At 41.8% G+C, this 18229-nt stretch carries 17 protein-coding genes; 7 read left to right on the top strand and 10 right to left on the bottom strand.

What is annotated here, in order from left to right; genetic code table 11:
• Position 1 precedes the first annotated feature (1 nt).
• A complete protein-coding gene (locus tag AAFF35_RS28595) occupies positions 2-1198 on the top strand; it encodes a DUF5009 domain-containing protein (RefSeq protein WP_342329851.1) in 1197 nt (398 codons plus the stop codon).
• Here the strand turns inward: AAFF35_RS28595 and AAFF35_RS28590 are convergent, their stop codons facing one another.
• Positions 1199-1780, bottom strand: a complete 582-nt coding sequence (locus AAFF35_RS28590) for a sigma-70 family RNA polymerase sigma factor (RefSeq protein ID WP_342329850.1) — start codon at positions 1778-1780, stop codon at positions 1199-1201. It abuts the gene before it with no gap.
• 77 nt (positions 1781-1857) lie between these two features.
• On the opposite strand from AAFF35_RS28590, the gene AAFF35_RS28585 reads away from it, so the two are divergent.
• Positions 1858-2421, top strand: a complete 564-nt coding sequence (locus tag AAFF35_RS28585) for a thiamine pyrophosphokinase (RefSeq protein ID WP_342329848.1) — start codon at positions 1858-1860, stop codon at positions 2419-2421.
• Positions 2418-2912 (top strand): GNAT family N-acetyltransferase, encoded by a 495-nt coding sequence (locus AAFF35_RS28580; RefSeq protein ID WP_342329847.1) that lies wholly within the window; start codon positions 2418-2420, stop codon positions 2910-2912. Before AAFF35_RS28585 ends, AAFF35_RS28580 begins: the two co-directional genes overlap by 4 nt.
• 3 nt (positions 2913-2915) lie before the next feature.
• On the opposite strand, the gene AAFF35_RS28575 is transcribed toward AAFF35_RS28580, so the two are convergent.
• The 3 genes from AAFF35_RS28575 to AAFF35_RS28565 form a co-directional block, all read right to left on the bottom strand.
• Positions 2916-6230 (bottom strand): PDZ domain-containing protein, encoded by a 3315-nt coding sequence (locus AAFF35_RS28575; protein ID WP_342329846.1) that lies wholly within the window; start codon positions 6228-6230, stop codon positions 2916-2918.
• A gap of 18 nt (positions 6231-6248) precedes the next feature.
• Entirely contained in the window at positions 6249-7556 is a 1308-nt protein-coding gene (locus AAFF35_RS28570) for a M20/M25/M40 family metallo-hydrolase (RefSeq protein WP_342329845.1), read from the bottom strand.
• Between the two features lie 275 nt (positions 7557-7831).
• Positions 7832-8932, bottom strand: coding sequence for a DUF4407 domain-containing protein (locus tag AAFF35_RS28565; RefSeq protein WP_342329844.1), 1101 nt, complete (start codon positions 8930-8932; stop codon positions 7832-7834).
• A gap of 169 nt (positions 8933-9101) precedes the next feature.
• On the opposite strand from AAFF35_RS28565, the gene AAFF35_RS28560 reads away from it, so the two are divergent.
• Both AAFF35_RS28560 and AAFF35_RS28555 read left to right on the top strand, forming a co-directional pair.
• On the top strand, positions 9102-9419 hold the full coding sequence (locus tag AAFF35_RS28560; RefSeq protein WP_342333386.1) for a rhodanese-like domain-containing protein: 318 nt from the start codon (positions 9102-9104) through the stop codon (positions 9417-9419).
• Between the two features lie 3 nt (positions 9420-9422).
• Positions 9423-9626: a DUF6358 family protein gene (locus AAFF35_RS28555; RefSeq protein WP_342329843.1), complete on the top strand. Its 204-nt coding sequence runs from the start codon at positions 9423-9425 to the stop codon at positions 9624-9626.
• Here the strand turns inward: AAFF35_RS28555 and AAFF35_RS28550 are convergent.
• The gene (locus AAFF35_RS28550; protein WP_342329842.1) at positions 9598-10635 is read right to left on the bottom strand and encodes a dipeptide epimerase; all 1038 of its coding nucleotides are present in this window, start codon (positions 10633-10635) and stop codon (positions 9598-9600) included. The two genes, AAFF35_RS28555 and AAFF35_RS28550, sit on opposite strands and share 29 nt — an antisense overlap.
• A gap of 84 nt (positions 10636-10719) precedes the next feature.
• Between AAFF35_RS28550 and AAFF35_RS28545 the strand changes: the two genes are divergently transcribed.
• Positions 10720-11688, top strand: a complete 969-nt coding sequence (locus tag AAFF35_RS28545; RefSeq protein ID WP_342329841.1) for a hypothetical protein — start codon at positions 10720-10722, stop codon at positions 11686-11688.
• On the opposite strand, the gene AAFF35_RS28540 is transcribed toward AAFF35_RS28545, so the two are convergent.
• From AAFF35_RS28540 to AAFF35_RS28530, 3 genes are read right to left on the bottom strand one after another with little or no spacing between them, the layout of a single operon-like run.
• Positions 11671-12285 carry a rhomboid family intramembrane serine protease gene (locus AAFF35_RS28540; RefSeq protein ID WP_342329840.1) on the bottom strand — a complete coding sequence of 205 codons (615 nt, stop codon included), beginning with the start codon at positions 12283-12285 and terminating at the stop codon, positions 11671-11673. The genes AAFF35_RS28545 and AAFF35_RS28540 overlap by 18 nt on opposite strands.
• A 2-nt stretch (positions 12286-12287) precedes the next feature.
• On the bottom strand, positions 12288-14027 hold the full coding sequence (locus AAFF35_RS28535; RefSeq protein WP_342329839.1) for a M14 family metallopeptidase: 1740 nt from the start codon (positions 14025-14027) through the stop codon (positions 12288-12290).
• Positions 14028-14046: 19 nt separating this feature from the next.
• Positions 14047-14778: an outer membrane beta-barrel protein gene (locus AAFF35_RS28530; RefSeq protein WP_342329838.1), complete on the bottom strand. Its 732-nt coding sequence runs from the start codon at positions 14776-14778 to the stop codon at positions 14047-14049.
• Between the two features lie 28 nt (positions 14779-14806).
• On the opposite strand from AAFF35_RS28530, the gene pepT reads away from it, so the two are divergent.
• Entirely contained in the window at positions 14807-16060 is a 1254-nt protein-coding gene (gene pepT / locus AAFF35_RS28525) for a peptidase T (protein WP_342329837.1), read from the top strand.
• 54 nt (positions 16061-16114) lie between these two features.
• Here pepT and AAFF35_RS28520 read toward each other — a convergent pair whose 3' ends face one another.
• Complete coding sequence (locus tag AAFF35_RS28520; protein ID WP_342329836.1) at positions 16115-16798, bottom strand: class I SAM-dependent methyltransferase; 684 nt, start codon at positions 16796-16798, stop codon at positions 16115-16117.
• Between the two features lie 28 nt (positions 16799-16826).
• Positions 16827-18224: an MBL fold metallo-hydrolase gene (locus AAFF35_RS28515; RefSeq protein ID WP_342329835.1), complete on the bottom strand. Its 1398-nt coding sequence runs from the start codon at positions 18222-18224 to the stop codon at positions 16827-16829.
• Positions 18225-18229: the final 5 nt, after the last annotated feature.

Below are 18229 nucleotides of genomic sequence, written 5' to 3'. Positions count from 1 at the left end.
AATGACCACCATACCATTAAAAGATTCAGCACCACGTCTGGTCGCTATTGATGCCCTAAGAGCAGGAGTAATGGTGCTCATGATCTTTGTTAACGACCTCTGGACATTAACTGGGATTCCATCCTGGCTGGAACATGCGCCGGCAGATGCAAATTATATGGGACTTGCCGATGTCGTATTTCCTGCGTTTTTATTTATCGTTGGCTTATCTGTACCCTATGCGATTCAAAGCAGACGAAAAAAAGGAGACCATAACCTGCAGCTGTTTTTTCACATCTCTTCCCGAACGGTCGCTTTGTTGGTCATGGGATTCTTTCATGTAAATATGGAAAGCTATAGTGAGACGGCAAGTCTGAGCAAACCAATCTGGCAGATTTTAGTGACCATTGGCTTCTTCCTGGTTTGGTTGGATTATACTTCCTATAAACCAGCTTTAAGCAAAGCTTTAAAAGCAATAGGTATTCTCTTGCTGATTGGGATGGCCATTTTGTTTGAAAGTGATGAATCTTCTGGAATCATGGCGATGAAAGTACAATGGTGGGGTATTTTAGGCCTGATTGGCTGGGCTTATTTTATTTCCAGTTGTGTGTTTCTCTTCTCTGGCGGAAAGCTGATATTACAGGTTACGGCATTTGTGTTTTTCCTTTTTTTTAGTGCTGCCAATAATCTGGGCTGGCTGGAATTTCTTTCCGGAGTACGTCCATACCTTTGGATTGCCGGAGATGGATCTATGCCTGCATTGCCCCTCGCGGGAATTATCACGGCGTTACTTTATCGGCAATTTGGAAGTAAAAGCTCCAGGTTCTGGATCAGTGTCATCGCATTTAGTGCAATATTACTCCTGTTTGGCTATTTGAGCAATCCAGTCTGGGGAATCTCAAAAATAAGGGCTACACCATCCTGGACAAGCATCTGTGCGGGAATCACTGCGCTTACTTTTGCCCTGATTGTTTACCTGACGGAGATCTTAAACCAACGGAATTGGTATTTGCCAATTAAGGCTGCGGGAACAAGCACATTGACCTGTTATCTGTTGCCTTATATTCATTATGCATTCCTAACGCTGCTCAGCATTCCTCAACTGCCGGCCTTCTTACGAACAGGGGCAATTGGTTTGGCTAAGTCCTTAGTATATGCCTTGATTATTGTGATGATTACCGGACTGTTGGAAAAGAAAAAGATCAGGCTAAAAATTTAATTAAAAGAAAGGCCAGATAAAAAGAAGATTTTCACGCAAAGCGCTAATGGCACTATGAAGGGTATTGTAAACCGTTCTTTCCGTCAACAGCGTTTTGTGTGCAATATCTTTAAAAGAGAGGCATTCAAAATAACGCATCAGAATAATCTCCTTCTGTCGTGGGGTTAACTTCGCAAGGGCATACTTTAACCTCTTTTTAAGGTACTCATCTTCCTGACTGGCGATTAAGATGGATTCATAAGATTTTACGCTGAGCATCTCCTCCTCGACCTCTTCCAGTGGCAGCTTACGGTCAGGGTCATTGCTGAATGATTTTTGATGAGTCTTATAGATGATCCGCTTATAGATCGTAAAAACATACTGTTGAATGTTTCCTACATCAGCCAGCTTATCCCGGATTGCCCAAAGTTCTATAAACAGGTTTTGAATGCTTTCTTTAATCAATTCCGGATCCCGGTATAAGGACAGGCCAAAGCGGTATAAATCATCGTAAAAAAGGTTAAAGCAGGTATACAGCCCTTGTTTTTCCCCTTCCACTAATAGCTTCCAGTTCTTTATGATACTGCGGCGATGATCATCCATACATGAGTAATGCTTTATCGGGAAAGGCTGGTTTGAATTAGACGAAAATAAGAAAAAAAATAAGATATATTTGCCTTATGTCATCACATCATATCGTTAGAGAAAAACAGGAGCCAGCGCTGTATATCCATCATTTGGGCGCTTTTAATGAAGAATATCTGGGACAATTGCTGGAATGGAGCCCAACCTTAATTGTCAATTCCTCTCTTTATGAGAAATTGATCAGTCTCGGGTTAAAGGTCGACATTGTGGTCAATGCTACTGGTCAGGATTTCTTTCAGGAGAATACAAAAGTAATTCAGGCTTCCACAAATGAACTCGATGCGGTCCTCGACTACCTGATTGCAGAGAAATATCCTGCGGTTAATGTCATTGATGAAAAGAGCAACCTGAGAGAATTGGGAAGTTATATCTCAGAGATTAATGTCGTCGTCTTTACCGAAACGGAAAAAGCCTATGCCATTAAGTCCGGATTTAGCATTTGGAAGCCTAAAGGCAGCATCTTCCACATCGAAGTGGTCTCTTATTTTGAAACGAGTAACCTGAAACAAGATGAAAATGGTGATTTTAGTGTAATTAACGACGGCTTTGTTACGTTTAACTTTACAACACCTTATTTGTTTGTCAGTGAAAAGTTATGATCCTGCTTAGGAAAGGAAAAGAGAGAGACCTTCCGGTCATTCAGGAAATTGCCCGCTTAACCTGGGGGCCTGCTTATGGCGCAATTATAAGCCAGGAGCAGATCGATTACATGTTGGAAAAGATGTATAATAAAGGGGTTTTACTGGAGCAGCTTTTAGAAGGATGTGTATTCCTGATCGCAGAAATCAAGGCCAAAGACGTCGGTTTTGCATCTTACTCAGTTATAGATCCTATCCATAAAATCTATAAGTTACACAAACTTTATGTTTTGCCTGAATGCCATGGGAAGGGCGTGGGGAAATTTCTGATCAACGAAGTTCTGGATAAAGTAAAAGCAGAAGGTGGCTTACGACTGGAGTTGAATGTTAACCGGGAAAATAAGGCTAAAGATTTTTATGAAAGCGCAGGCTTTATCATAAAAGAAACCGTTAACCTTGATATCGGCAACGGTTTCTTTATGAATGATTATGTGATGCAAAAGACGATCTAAGGCTTAATGCCCTCTGATCGGATCTTTAGGTCTTGCTACATTTGGATATTTATAAGTTTTCATTTCTTCCTGAAGCTGTTGAACAGTGCGCTCTAACTGAGGGTCTCTTCCTTCCAGGAGGTCTTTTGGTGTTTGTTCTACAAAGATGTCAGGAGCAACACCTTCATTCTCTATGATCCATTTTCCATTGGTATCATAAATTCCAAAGTTTGGAGAAGTGATGCTTCCTCCATCTATCAGACTCGGATAACCACTGATGCCTACAAGGATGCCCATTGTCGTACGGCCAACAAGTTTACCTAATCCTTTGTTTTTAAACATATAAGGCATCATATCACCTCCTGAACCTGCATTCTCATTGATCAGCATTGCTTTTGGACCGAAAATTCCATTACCTGGAGTGGTAAAGCTTTTTCCGTCTCTGATGGCCCAATAACTAATTAACTCGCGACTCAACAGGTCGATCACATAATCTGCAACCCAACCACCTCCGTTGTTCCTTTCGTCCATTAGCAAGGCTTTTTTATCCATCTGAGAGAAGTAATAACGGTTAAAATAGGTATAGCCGTCAGAACCTGTATTGGGCATGTATACGTAAGCAATTTGTCCGTTACTCAGTTTATCCACTCTTTTGCGGTTGTTCTCCACCCAATCCATTCTCCTCAATTCCATCTCCTGAGCAACATTAACTGGTACCACTACCACTTCTCTTGCACCTTCAAGGCTTGGTTTGCTGTTGATCTTTATGGCGACCTGTTTGCCTGCTTTAAAATCAAAAAGGCTAAAGATTGATGTTTTTGTTGTTAAAGGGACTCCTTCGATCGCAACAATATAATCACCTTCCTTAATGTTTAATCCCGGCTCCGCAAGTGGCGCTTTAAATGTTGGATTCCAGTCCAGGCGAGTAAAGATCTTGCCTATCTTATAAAAGCCATTGTCGACCTCATAATCTGCACCTAACATTCCCACGCCAACTGCAGGCGCATTAGGCTCGTCACCTGGATAGATATAGTTGTGCCCAACTACCATTTCGCCCATCATCTCATTAAACAAATAGGAAAGGTCAGAACGATGGTTTACATAAGGAAGGAATTTTTCATACTTCACTTTCATCGCCGGCCAATCCGTTCCATGCATGTTCTCTACATAGAAGAGATCTTTTTCCATTTTCCAGACCTCATTGAACATTTGTTTCCACTCGGCAGCCGGATCAATCAACACTTTAATGCCATCGAGCTTTACTTTGCCAGTCTCTGATGTTGCCGGTTTTTTTGCGGCATCTACAATGTAGTAGTTCCCTCTTGAGCTGTACATCATCGATTTTCCATCCGCACTGATGCTTAGACTATTCACTCCGCTGACCAGATTCGAAGTCTCCATTTTTTTTAAATCCAGCGTAGCTAGCTCACCATTTCTGAAATATAGTACCTGTCCTTCAACACTTCCGTCTAAACCCTGAATACTACCTGCCGGAATAGGTAAGGCGATAATCCGGTTACTTAAATCAGCAAGATCTACTTCTATAGATTTTTTTTCAGGTACAGCAGCTGACTCTTTGCTTTTGTCTTCTTTTCCTTTTTTGCCTTTTTTGGGTTCTTCTTTTTTCTTCTCCGGTTGTTCATCAGGCTTTACACTTTCTTCATCGCTCTCTGTTTTATACAGGGAAGGCGTTTTTTTAGAAAGAATTAAGGCATAAGCATTGTAATTTACCGGACGCTGATAGGCTGACATATGCAGACCACTATTGGTGAGCCCTACATCTGTACTTGCGGTAAAGAAAAGATATTTGCCATCACGGCTAAAACTTGGCGAGTTTACATTGCTCATTCCATCTGTAACCTGGGTATGACTAGCTTTATCTACATTATAGAGAAAGGCCGCACTTACTGCATTTGGAAGTGTAGCCACATAAGAAATCCACTTAGAATCCGGAGACCAGGCAGGTTGCAGCGCACTATAGCTTCTGCCAGGACTCGAACCGTCCTTATCGGCTTTCACCAGTACTGGTTTCCTGTCATTAATGTCAATGTAAAAAAGATTCAGGTGGGTATCACCGTAGGCAAGTTTCTTACTATCCGGCGACCAGATTGGTTGGTAATAGAAAGGCATGTTTCCTAAAGAAATATAGATTGGTGCTTCTTTCGTTACCTGATTCAACAGTACCAATTGATAGCTGCCATTTTTATCAGAAAGGTAAGAGATGTATTTTCCATCAGGAGACCAGGCAGGGAATTTTTCGAAACTACCGGGAGAGTTGGAAACATTTCTTGCATCCCCTTTTTCTTTCGGTACAGAAAAGATTTCTCCCCGGCTTTCAAACAAAGCCCTTACTCCTTTTGGGGAAATCTCCATGTTTCCAATGGCGCTGGCCATATCAATATAACGCGGGCGTTTATAAGGCACATCAGCCTGGATATTGATCGCAATTGATTTTACTTTATTATTGGCAGTTTCCAACAGGTGAGCTTTCCCTCCTTGTTCAAAAGCCAGTGCCTCCTGACCAGCAGTTAATGTTCTGATGTCATAGTCCTTAAAGTCGGTCAGTTTCTCTGTTTTTTTGCTGGAAACATCATAACTGAACAGGTTCATGGTAAGATCTCTGTCTGAAAGGAAATAAACCTTGTTTCCCAGCCATTGTGGCTTCACATTGTTCGAGCCCGGACCAGGAATGATTTCTGTATGGTTTGTTTTAGTATCAAAGATCCAGATTTGAGGCATTCCTCCACCACGATAGCGTTTAAAGGCAACCCGGGCGCGTTCTGTCGGGTCCGTATTTTTGATATATGCCCAATAACGTCCATCTGGGGAAGGGCTTCCCTGAACGGCTTCAGGCATTGGTAAAGGCTGTTCTCCTGTACCATCCAGATTCACCTTGTGGAGCCTTGGACTTAATGCAAAGCGAAAATCCCGAGTCGAGGTGAAGTACAATTGATCGTTTCCAATCCAGCCTCTAAGGAGGTCCTCATTCGGGTGAAAGGTTACTCTTTTAGGCGCCCCACCCTCGATTGAAATCACATATACATCTGTATTTCCGTCGTAATTTCCGGTAAATGCAATTTGCTTTCCATCAGGAGAAAATAGGGGATTCTGTTCAACCGCCGGATTTACAGTCAGTCTTCTCGGATTGCTTCCATCTTTTCCAGAGATCCAGATATCACCACCGTATACAAAGGCCAGATTATTGGCACTTACAGCAGGACTGCGGATTAATAATGTTTCTTGTTGTGCCGCTGCGGTTAAAGCGACACCCATGGTCATGCAGACCGATAACGCGGTGGCTGCAAGAAAGGTGAGTTTGTTAGGTTTAATAAAAGTCATAAAGGGGGTATATGATAATTAATTACTCAATTTTGGGATTCTGGTAGGGGTATCAATTCCTTTTATAATGCTGATTGCACTCTTGGCAATTCCTTTTATGGTAGATAGGATGTTATCCGAATCGAGTGTTTCATATTCGTCTTTTACCGTATGATAGAATTTATCGCTGTCGATCTGATCAGTGCTGATCGTATGTGCAGGAACGCCTAGTGCGGCTAAGGTTGCATTGTCGCTTCTATAGAAAAGGTTTTGCTGTGGATAGGGATCCGGATGGAAAGTGAATTCTGTGCCTTCCAGATTTTTCTGAAGAATCTTACCAAAGTCAGATTTATCAAATCCTGTGATAAAAGCAGTATTCTTTCCAAACTTGCTGTCCTTTCCAATCATTTCAATATTAAACATCGCAACCACGTCGTCAGGGTTTAGCTTTTGTGAAAAATGTTTTGCACCGAAGCCGCCGATTTCTTCTGCTGTAAACGCCACAAAGATTAAAGTGCGCTCGTTATTGTTTAACTTTTTGTAATATTTTGCCAGTGCAATCATTGCAGTTGTTCCGGATGCATCATCATCGGCGCCATTGGCGATACTGTCCTGACCATCGCCTTTGATGATTCCTAAATGGTCATAATGACCAGAAAAAACAACGAGCTCTTTGGCTTTTGATTTCCCGGGAATAACCCCTGCTACGTTAAATAAGGAAAGCTTTTCCAGTTTGCTCTTTACCTCTACTTTAAAATCATTGGCAACCGTTTCTTCTCCCATGACCAATACCAATGCGGCCGAAGGTTCGTTTACTTTCTTTTCATCCAGATCTGTGCCACCGGCCAGGTAATCTCTGACACGGTTAAACGACTCGGCAAATTTGGGATCTACCAATACCAATTGGTTTTTGTTCTCTTTGCTTAGGGTTCTGATCTGGCCCATAAGAGGTTTTTCAGGATCAAGCTTTGTCCATCCGGCACTGTTGGCCTTATCAAAGACGAGGCTTTCTACCGTATTCCCGTAAACGAGCACATTTGATGCAGCGATTTCTTTCCCATCAATGGTAACCTTAGTGCTGATTGGTTTTAGTTTTTGCTGAAAGAACGATTGTCTGAAAGTTTTTCCTTCCAGTGGTTTTAAGCCTATGCTTTTAAACTCTGCCGCTATGAAGCTAGCTGCTTTGTCAATCCCCGGAGAGAAGGTTGCCCGGCCTTGCATTTCATCGCTGCTCAGCGTTTTGATTAAGCGGTCTACATAGGGCTTGGTAATGATTTTATCAATATCCTGTGCCCATGTCTGCTGGGCAAGGAACAATGCGAATAAGGTGTAAATTGTTTTTTTCATCAGAATATATTTATTTTTTTTCAATCTTTTTATTGATTTTCAATGGTTTTCAAGAACTTGTAAACTCAGCTTAGCGGTTATGAAGCGATCATGATCTTGATAAACATTTCGTTATGTGATTTGTAAGATCATGATGCTTTCATTTATATCGTATTATTGCGTTTAAAGACTGGTTATTTTATTTTAAAGGGTAGTTAATTAGCCCTAAAGGTAACCATCAGGAGGCTAACTTCCGAGCCTCTTTTTTACTTATCGAAGGTCTGCCGGATACTTTTTTATTCCTCTTCTGAAGGAGGATGAGTCAGCTGTCTTTTTCTTCTCGTGATTTCTGTCGCGACACGAGTATCATGAACGCCATCGACGACTGCAATTTCATAGTCTTTATCCTTGTCCGACTCATGAACCTGGCTGCTTTCCTGGTTTTGAACGGAATGGTCGTAAGGACCACTGCTGCTCATCAGTTTTACAAAAACGGGAAGGCATTCAAAAAAGATAAACAGCAGACCAATGAAGGTGACTGCCAGGGAGGTATTCAGATCTCTTGTTCCATCGGTATTGAAGCTCAGTTGTCCGAGGGCCCAGTTGCGGTCTGCAAAGCCGGCAATACTGGTCAGGCTGTCGAGTTGTTTTCCGGTATACAGTTTTTCCGTCATGAGTCCGTCAAATTGCTTTCTTCCGTCTACAAATTTTTCCAAAGCCCTGACATCTGCGGTTAACGTATCCAGATTCTGCTCTCTTTGCTTCAGTTCTGCTTCCTTTCGTTTCGCATAAGGACCATAGCCCATTACACCCGATGTTTCCGTGGTTTTATTCCCGAAAATTTCGAAGTTTAACTTCTGACGGTCGGCCTTTATGGCGCTTGCCAGGGAGTCCCTTTCTGCTTTTACCCCATTCAGCTTGTCCATCTCGATCTTATATTTATTCCCGAAAGCGGCATTCAGTGTATCAATCTTTGACCGTTGATTATTGAGGTAACTCACTTTAAGGCGCTCTTTGATCTCTTTGTCAAAGATTTTCAATTCCAGTGGACGGGAGATGACGATCCCGATCATAATGGCGAGTAAAATTCTGGGTGTAGCCTGTAGAATTTGCTTATTCGTACTGGAGCTCTTGTTGATGCTCGACACGATATAACGGTCCATATTAAAGATGGCGAGTCCCCAGATCAGACCAAAAAATAGGGCAAAAAGAACGGCCGCCGTATCACCTTTGAAGACGAAATACATGGCGTAACCACCTGATAGTGCTGCAAATAATCCGGTAAAGAAAATGGTAGCACCTATTCCAATATACTTATTATGCTCAGTCGGGTGTTTTTCAAGCGTAGAAATATGTGCCCCGGAGCAAAACCAAAAGAAGCGGGATATCGTGTTCATGATGCAGAAATCAATTTAAATTTAGAATACTATTAAACGCCCGACCCTGCCAGTTGTTACAGTAATCCACTTGAAATGATTCGATTATCTTCATCTTAATGTGATTTTGTGGTTTTTTTACCCTTAATAATTTCGGCATTGCTTATCTTTGAAAAAAGCAAAACATATGATTAAGGAAATAACCGTTCAGGAATTAAAAGCAAAAATCGATAATAAGGAAGATTTCCAACTGATTGATGTGAGAGAAACTTTCGAATATGAAACATCGAATCTTGATGGTCTGAATATCCCTTTAGGTGGTATCCTGATTGAAGCAGATCAGATTGCTCAGGATAAACCTGTGATTGTACAATGCAGAAGTGGCAAAAGAAGTGCAGCAGCAATCATGCAGTTGGAGCAAATGTTGGGATTTACCAACTTGTACAACCTTAAAGGTGGAATCCTTGCATGGCAGGAAGCGTTTGACCCTAACATGCCTGTTTACTAAGACATGGGAAAGAAAATTGCATTAAACGTTTTTTATAACCTGGGTCTGATTGTATCCATCTTCGGAGCGGTATGGGCTTTTAACAATACAAAGTATCTGGTAATTGTTCTTTTTGTGGCGACAGCCGCATTCTTTCTTTACCTGAAACTGCAACTCATCAAAGAGATGCGTAGCGCACTTAAGAAGAGGCAAAAAGATTTGGGTTAATCCCTTCGAGGCCCAGGCCAGGCAGGTCTTTCAATTGATATTTCCCCGCAATGATTTGCGGGGCATCAAAAGGATTGTTTTTGGTAAGCCATGGGCCATCCAGATCCGCCCAGTCGCAAAGCGGAGCAAGAGCCATTCCTGCTTGTGTGGCGCAAGAAGTTTCACTCATGCATCCGATCAGTACTTTCATCCCGAATGAACGTGCTTTTTTGATCATCTGATGCCCTTCATACATTCCTGTACTCTTCATCAGTTTAATATTTACACCATGGTAAGCCCCTTTCAGGGCATCCATATCAACCAGTCGCTGTACGGCTTCATCTGCCAGAATCGGAATCGGACTGCGACCTGTCAGCCATGCATTTCCTTCCAGATTGGCTTTATCCATTGGCTGTTCAATCAACACAACTCCCTGGTCATGCAGCCAGTAAATCATATCTATGGCCTGCTTCCTGTCCGTCCAGCCCTGATTGGCATCTACATATAGTGGCACATTGCTGATCGTCCTGATGGTATTGATCAGTTCTTTATCATTATCTCTTCCCAGCTTTACTTTCAATACTTTAAAGTCTTTGGCATCGGTTACCTTTTCTTTAATGACATCCAGGCTATCAATCCCAATGGTATAAGAGGTGACCGGCATCTTTAAAGGATTTGCGCCATAGATTTCGTAACAGGGTTTTTCCAATATCTTTCCGTTCAGGTCATTGAGCGCAATATCTATCGCTGCTTTTATGGCGGGCTGTCCTTTTTCAATGTCGTCCAGATAGGCAATGATCTCTTCGAAATTAAAGGGGTATACAAACCTTTTCCAGTCGACCTTCTTTAAAAAGGACTGGGCACTGGCTACGCTTTCCCCCATATAAGGAACCATAGAAGCCTCTCCATATCCATCCTTACCTTCATAACTCAGTTTCAGCAACATGATTGGTGTGCTGGTCCTTGAAAATTTAGCGATAGCAAAAGGGTGCTTTAATTCGAGATGATAAGAGGTGTAGGTTGCCTGCATATGAAGGGACTAATAGTAATATCAAAGTTAAAAAATCGGTGCTTCCGCGAATGTAAAAATAATATACTTAATATTGTGCCCTGTATGAATAGCACAATATACCAGCCTTTTAAAAACTTCGATTTCAAGTATAAAAATTGCTTCCTGAGCGGGGATACTTTCAAATCTCCGGTGGAGGAAATCAATATCTTACCTGCCTGGCTTTTGGAAGTGGCCAACTTTAGCGGTGAGGAACAGATTAAATTGCTGGATGAAAGTGTGCGGTCGTACAATACCTTAAAAGTACCTTGTAACACAGAAGTCTTTACTCATTTTATCCAGCCTCTGGAAGAGAAGATTGCAGATGCTTTTTCCAAAGGTTACGATGCCGTTTCTCAATTGGAAGAAGAAGATCTGTTTAAATGGATCGGTAAATTTATGTATAGCCTGATTTATGTAGAGATGAATGCTGCGGTACGTTTGCAGCAAATCAGTTCAGACGGAGTAAATATGTCGCAGGGGCTGATGCATAAATTCGGCAACCTGAACACCATGATCCAGAGCATTTACCTGGATGTCGTATATGAAGATTTCAAGCCATGGTCTATTGTTGTGGTACCTTTAGAAGAACAGGATACTGCTTTTAGCTTCCGTGATGAGATCAACACCTTAACATTTTCCTTGAAGTTGAAGAATTTTGGCATTATTGCCTGCCTTCAGGACAATGGTACAAACAAAAAATTCCATCAGGAAATCCTGGATCAGATTGGAAAAACAGCCCTTTCTCCTCAGCAATTCGAAGAAATTTGTGCCAGATTCTACTATTCTGCATATTTATTCAACAGACTCCCTGAATATGCAATTATGCCGGTTGAAGGTTCTATCTATATTGATGCGATGCCTTTAAGAGGAACGTTAAACAAAGCACTGTTTGACCACTGGCAACATAAAACATATGCCCAGGTATTACAGGATTTCTGGAAACCATGGCGGCATACGTTATTTGAGATCATTAAAGATCCGACGAATCCGATGAGTTATTTTGTGCCGGCTTCTTTACCCGTTACCCAATAACCTGGCAATAAAGTTCGGGATGATTCCGGGAACAAGGATGACAGTGATGATCATTCCGGTTAATGCACCAAAAAAATGGGCGTCATGGTTGATGTTATCCTGAGCTCTTTTCGACATCTGCCAGCAATAGGCCAGGTATAACAATCCAAACAACCAGGCCCAGATAGGAATTGGCAAAGGAAAGATCATCATCTTAGACATGGGATCGAACAGAATAAAGCTGAACAATACTGCACTGATCGCCCCTGAAGCACCAAGGCTATTGTACCACATGTCATCCTTATGCTTGATGACCGAAGGAATGTCACTTAGAATCAAGCCCAGAAAATAAAGAAGACCAAATTGCCACGAACCGATCATTGCTTCCAGCCTGAAGGCAAAGAAGAAGAAAGTCATCATGTTAAATATGAGGTGCATCCAATCCGCATGAATCAAACCACTGGTGATTAAGGTATATACTTTATGTTTTCTGGATACACTATAAGGATGAAGCATAAATTTTCCAAATAACCCATGGTCGTTGAAAGCATAAACGCTGGTAATAATCGTAAAAACAAAAATCAGGGAGGCTACAGGGGTATTATTAATATAATCCATTATTATTTTAAGGTTAAGTGTTGGTCTTTTAGCAATCTGCCAATAGGGTAACGGGTATGTGTTTTTTCGTAGTAGGCGGAATTTTTATAAATGAAATCCAGTTGGGCTTCCGCATCTTTTGCCAATTCCGGTTTTGCTGCTTTTTCTTTTTCCAGTTTTTCCCGTAGGGCTGGGTCTTTTTTTAAGAGCTCTGCCGCGGTATCTTCAAAAACATAGGACGAGAAATGTTCTTTCATTCCCAGTATGGCATCAAAGAAATTCCAGTTAAAGAAAGAGTCGATGGCCTGTGGTTCCAATGTCTCTACAATATACCGGTTTGTAGGTTGGTTTACATAGACGATATAATCACCTGCATAAAAGGGCAGGTTTTGAAGTGTTGAATTTACTTTCACCGCAGTATGCAGGTAATGCCCTTCAAAAGGACGTGTTGCAGTTTTATAATCATTGATGTAATACATTTCTACCGGAATAACGGCATCTCTGCTCAGTTGTTGTACTTTCACCTGGTTGAGTTTTAAAAGCGCGACGACTTTGGTCCAGGCCTGAGGAATGAGGTAGGCGATAGGCTTGCTGACCGTCAGAGAGGGCTCGAAAGTATTCCAGTATTTAATTTCTTTGGTATAAGGCTCATTCCGGTCGTAGTACAACCTGTCGAGACCACTCACCTCGCTTGGTTTTTGTTTGGCAGCATAACCTTTAAACATCAGGGGTGTTGACTCGTTCTTGTTGAGTTTCCATTCTATGGCAAAATCCTGCTGCAAGGCGACCGCTTCGTCTGCTTTTTTCTTATTTTCTCCAATCAGTTTTGCATCTCTTACCACCACATCGATATAGGTTTGCAGGAGTTTATAAGTGGCATCTACTCTTTTATCAAAAGCTTTCAGCATATGGGTCTCGGGCATAAAACCGATGGTATTGTGTAATGTGGCATATCCGGTAGAGTAGCGTGGTGATTCCAGAAAACCTGTGATTCCCTGATCGGGAGTTTCTCCAATGGAGTTCACATAGGGAATCATTTCATATCCTTTTTTTTCCATCTCCTGATACAGGGAAGGAACTAACGTTTTTGTGAGGTAAGTCGAAAGAAGAGGTTGTAGTTTATCTTTATGCGTAGGAATCAAGGTCATGGTATATTGATAATCTGCGCCATTACTGGTATGGGTATCTACAAATATCTCCGGTTGCCAGGTGTTAAAAATCTCCTGGAAGGACTGCGAATTTTTAGAATCCGTTTTAATGAAATCCCTGTTCAGGTCGTAATTTTTGCTATTCCCTCTAAATCCATAAGCGGTTGGGCCATTCTGATTTGCCCTTGAGGTATTCCCGCGGTTAAAGCTGCCATCTATATTATATACCGGAATAATGCAGATCACCACATTTTTAGGCAATCTGTTTTCTTTAAGCAGATCACGTGCGAGCATCATACTTGCATCAATTCCTTCAGGCTCTCCCGGATGGATGCCATTATTGATCAGCAAAATTCTTTTATCAGTTTTTCTGATGGCCACAGGATCGAATACTTTGTCTTTGGACAATACCAGCAGTTGTAAAGGCGGACCAAAATCTGTGGGACCATAAGTCATCAGTTTGGCCTGGGGATAAGTTTTTGCCAATGACTGATAATAATGAATGACTTCTGTATAAGTGGCCGTTTCCTTTTTATTGCTGCGCTCGAAAGGTGTTTGTTGCGCCAAAGCCCCGGCATTGATTAACAAAAATAAAATGAAAATTAAACGGCCCATTGATTTCCTGCTGATAAGGTTAAAAAATAGTTTTGTGGAAGAGTCCTACACTGCCAAACTGATACCTCAGTCCGACAGAGAAATAAGTGTACACGTCAGGTGCACCGCTTTTAAAGGTTCTTGAGGATTCATCATAGCCATCCAAACCTTCACCAATAGTAAGGTTACTTTGGTAATTGAAATTTAAGATATAGCGGGTATAGCCTGAACGATCCGGAAAATAAAAGTTGATGCCCACATTCAGGGGGAAAAGTAAATTTGTGGATTTGTCCTTTCCCGGCCATATTTTGGCGGGTGCCGGAGGGTCCGTTACCGGAAGGTCCGGATCAACAGGCTCTTTCCGTACCCTGTTTACATCATTCATAATCACACCAAACCCTGTTCCAACATAGAGTCCTTTTATGGTATTGGAGAATTCACCTTTTTGATAGTCGATTAAAGCTCCCAGGGCAATTTTTCCATTGATTGTAAAAGCTTTGTAGGAATTGATAAACTCGCGTTCATTCGGGTCTGTTTTTGTGCTACCTCCGTTGATCTCACCCATTTGTCCTTCTATTCCTGCACTGATAAAAGGCGTAAAATAGTAATCTACAAGACCATATCCTGCCAGTCCAAAGGAATGTTTTTTCAAATCTGCGAAAGATTGTGTGAGTCCAAAACCGCCCCCAGCGCTTATTTTATAGAAGTTCGATTGTGCAGCGGCATTAATATAGAATAGAAGTGACAGGCATGCGGTGAAAATTGTTTTCAAATTATTTAGCTTTGTTTTTTTTAAGACTATGCTAAATTATCAAAATAAAAACAATTCCCTTCAAAACCGATTTGCAAAGTATGTGCAGATTGATACGCAATCAGATCCAACGTCTGCAACGATCCCTTCCACAGAGAAGCAAAAGAACCTGGGAAAAGTTCTTGTCGTGGAATTATTAGAAATGGGTGTTACCGATGCTCATCTTGACGAATTTGGTTACGTGTATGCCACTATTCCTTCTAATACAGAGAAAAATGTTCCTGTGATTTGCTTTTGCTCACACATGGATACCTCTCCTGATTGTAGTGGAACGAATGTAAAACCGATCATTCATGCCAATTATCAGGGCCAGGACCTGGTACTTCCTGATGATGAAAGCATCGTTTTAAAGATGTCCGAACATCCTGATTTAAAAGACCAGATTGGAAATGACATCATTACTGCCAGCGGAACAACACTTCTTGGTGCAGATAATAAGGCCGGATTGGCGGAGATTATGGAAGCTGCCGCATTTTTGATGCAGAACCCGGGTTTCAAGCATGGAACAATTAAAATATTATTTACTCCGGACGAAGAAATCGGTAGAGGAGTAGATAAAGCAGACCTTAAAAAACTGGGTGCTGATTTTGCTTATACCATTGATGGGGAAACTTTAGGTTCTATTGAAGACGAAACTTTTTCTGCCGATGGAGCTGTACTGACGATAAACGGGGTAAGTACACATCCTGGATTTGCAAAAGGAAAAATGGAAAGTGCAATTAAGATCTTGTCTGATGTGATCAGTGCTTTACCTTCAGATTGCCTTTCTCCTGAATCAACAGAGTTGAAGGAAGGGTTTATCCATCCGGTAACCATTTCAGGAAGTGTAGAGCAGGCACAGGCCCGCTTTATCCTACGTGCTTTTGATGATGAACAGTTAGAAGCGAATGGTGAACTGCTGGATGCTACGGTGAGAAACATCATTGAAGACTTTCCGAACTCGACTTATGAGTTAAAGATTACAGAGCAGTACCGCAACATGAAAAAGGTGCTGGACGAATATCCACAGGTAATTGAGTATGGTGTTGAAGCGATAAAGAGAGCTGGAATTACACCAAAGAGACAAAGTATCCGCGGAGGAACAGATGGTTCACGTCTTTCCTTTATGGGCTTGCCTTGTCCTAATATTTTTGCCGGGGAGCACGCCTTCCATGGTAAACAGGAATGGGCTTCCGTTCAGGATATGGAAAAAGCGGTCGAAACGATCATTAATATCTCTGCCATCTGGGAAGAGAAAGCATAATTCATAAATGACTAAATGAAAAAGGCCTGGTTTTTTACCAGGCCTTTTTATATTTTAAAAGGTTAACCTTGCGAGATATTGATCCTGACCATCTTCGAAGATAATCTCGGTTGTCCATCCGCTCTCTTTTGCGAGATCTGTCAAAGTTTTCTGATCGACATAAATCCATTTGAACCAATTTCCTTTAATGCTTTTGTATTCATACCTGAAGCTCACTTCTCCAAAATATCCGTTGGAAGGAAAAGGAATTTCCTGGTATAGATAAGAAAGATCTGAGCTGTCGAATACCAGTTGTCCGCCGGGATTAAGCAGGCTTTTTACGTGTTTAAGGAACGCCTTTAACCCCGGTATGGAGCCTGTCAGGCCGATTCCGTTCATCATAAAAAGCAGGGTGTCGTATTTTTGGTCCTTATACTTAAGGATGTTTCCTTCGATGGCCTGTTTCAGTCCACGTTGCTTCATGATTTGAACGGCAGGAGCGGAGATGTCCATTCCTGTAACGTTAAAACCCCGCTGCTGAAGTATGAGCGCATGACTGCCAACACCGGCACCCACATCCAGTATTTTACCTTTGCAAAGGTCCAGCGCTTTCAGCTCCAGTTCCGGCATTTCGGATTCATTTCTGAAATAGATGTCGACCGGCATTTCCTCCGGTTCATCGTAAGAATTATGCACCCACAGGGTTTCTGCGGGTGGTTTAGTATATTGATCTTTTAATGCTTCACCAAAAACGTCCATCGGGCAAAGATAAAAAAACCTTTAATGGTTAGAGTTCAAATTCCTGATGATATTCGGGAATGGTTACGTTATGGAAACCTTTATCGTTAAGATGTCCTGCAAATATCTGTTGTACCTTATATTCTCCATGAACAAGGAAAATGTGCTTGACCTGGTTTGGATCTTGTCCGGAAAGAAACTGCAGTAAATCTTCATAATCACCATGTGCACTCATTGATCTGATGGAACGGACATCTGCAACGACTTCATATTCCTGTCCGAAAAGCCATACTTTAGGCTGTCCTGCAAGTAGTTTGCCGGCCAAAGATCTGGGCTCTGCATAACCCACCATTAAAATGGTGTTTTTCTGATCACTGATGTTGTTGCGAATGTGGTGTTTTACCCTGCCTCCTTCTGCCATTCCTGAAGAGGAAATGATGACACATGGGCGGAGATCACTATTTAATGCTTTAGATTCTTCTACGCTTTCAATAAACTTTAAGCCTTTAAAGCTAAAGATGTCCTTATCCACTTTCATCACCTCTTTTACGCCATTGTTATAGACTTCAGGATGACTCCTTAGCACTTCTGTCGCCTGGAGCGATAGTGGACTATCTACATAATATTGTACATCAGGAAGGATATTTTTCAGTTCCATCGCATTTAGTGCATACAGCAATTCCTGTGTACGACCCACACTAAAAGCAGGGATGATGACCTTTCCTTTTTTTAGGATGCAGGTTTGATGAATGATCTCGTTAAGGGTCTTTTCGATGGGCTCTAAATCCTGATGCAGGGAATCTCCATAGGTGGATTCCATGATGACATAATCTGCCTGGGGAAAGGACTGAGGACTTTTTAATAATAAGTCTCCATACCTTCCCACATCTCCGCTAAATGTCAGGTTCGTAGTTTTTCCTTCTTCGTTGATCTTTAAATGAACTGCCGCACTGCCAACGATATGGCCCGCGTCGGTCAGGTTTAGGGTCACATTGGCATCTATCTGAAAGTCCTCATTGTAGTTGACTACTTTAAACTGGCTCAGCGTTTGGATCACATCCTTTTCTGTATAGAGAGGAAATTCCGGGCTTTCCTCCTGTCGCTTTTTTCTATTCGCATATTCTGCATCCTGAGTTTGAATCTTTGCAGAGTCCATCATCAGTATTCTTGCCAGATCCATGGTGGCTGGTGTGCAGTAGATATTTCCTTTAAAACCTTCAGCTACCAACCTGGGCAGTAAACCACAATGATCGATATGTGCATGGGACAGGATGAGGTAACTGACCAGGGAGGGATCGAATCCAAACGATTCGTTGAGGTCATCGGTCAGATCGCCCATCCCCTGAAATAGCCCGCAGTCTAATAAAATTTGAGTATTATTTTTTAAAGTGATCAGGTGTTTACTACCTGTAACGGCACGTGCCGCCCCATGAAATGCAATCTTCATTAATT

The organism is Pedobacter sp. FW305-3-2-15-E-R2A2 (assembly GCF_038446955.1).
Lineage (GTDB): Bacteria > Bacteroidota > Bacteroidia > Sphingobacteriales > Sphingobacteriaceae > Pedobacter.
This window is presented reverse-complemented; position numbering and strand designations above follow the sequence as displayed.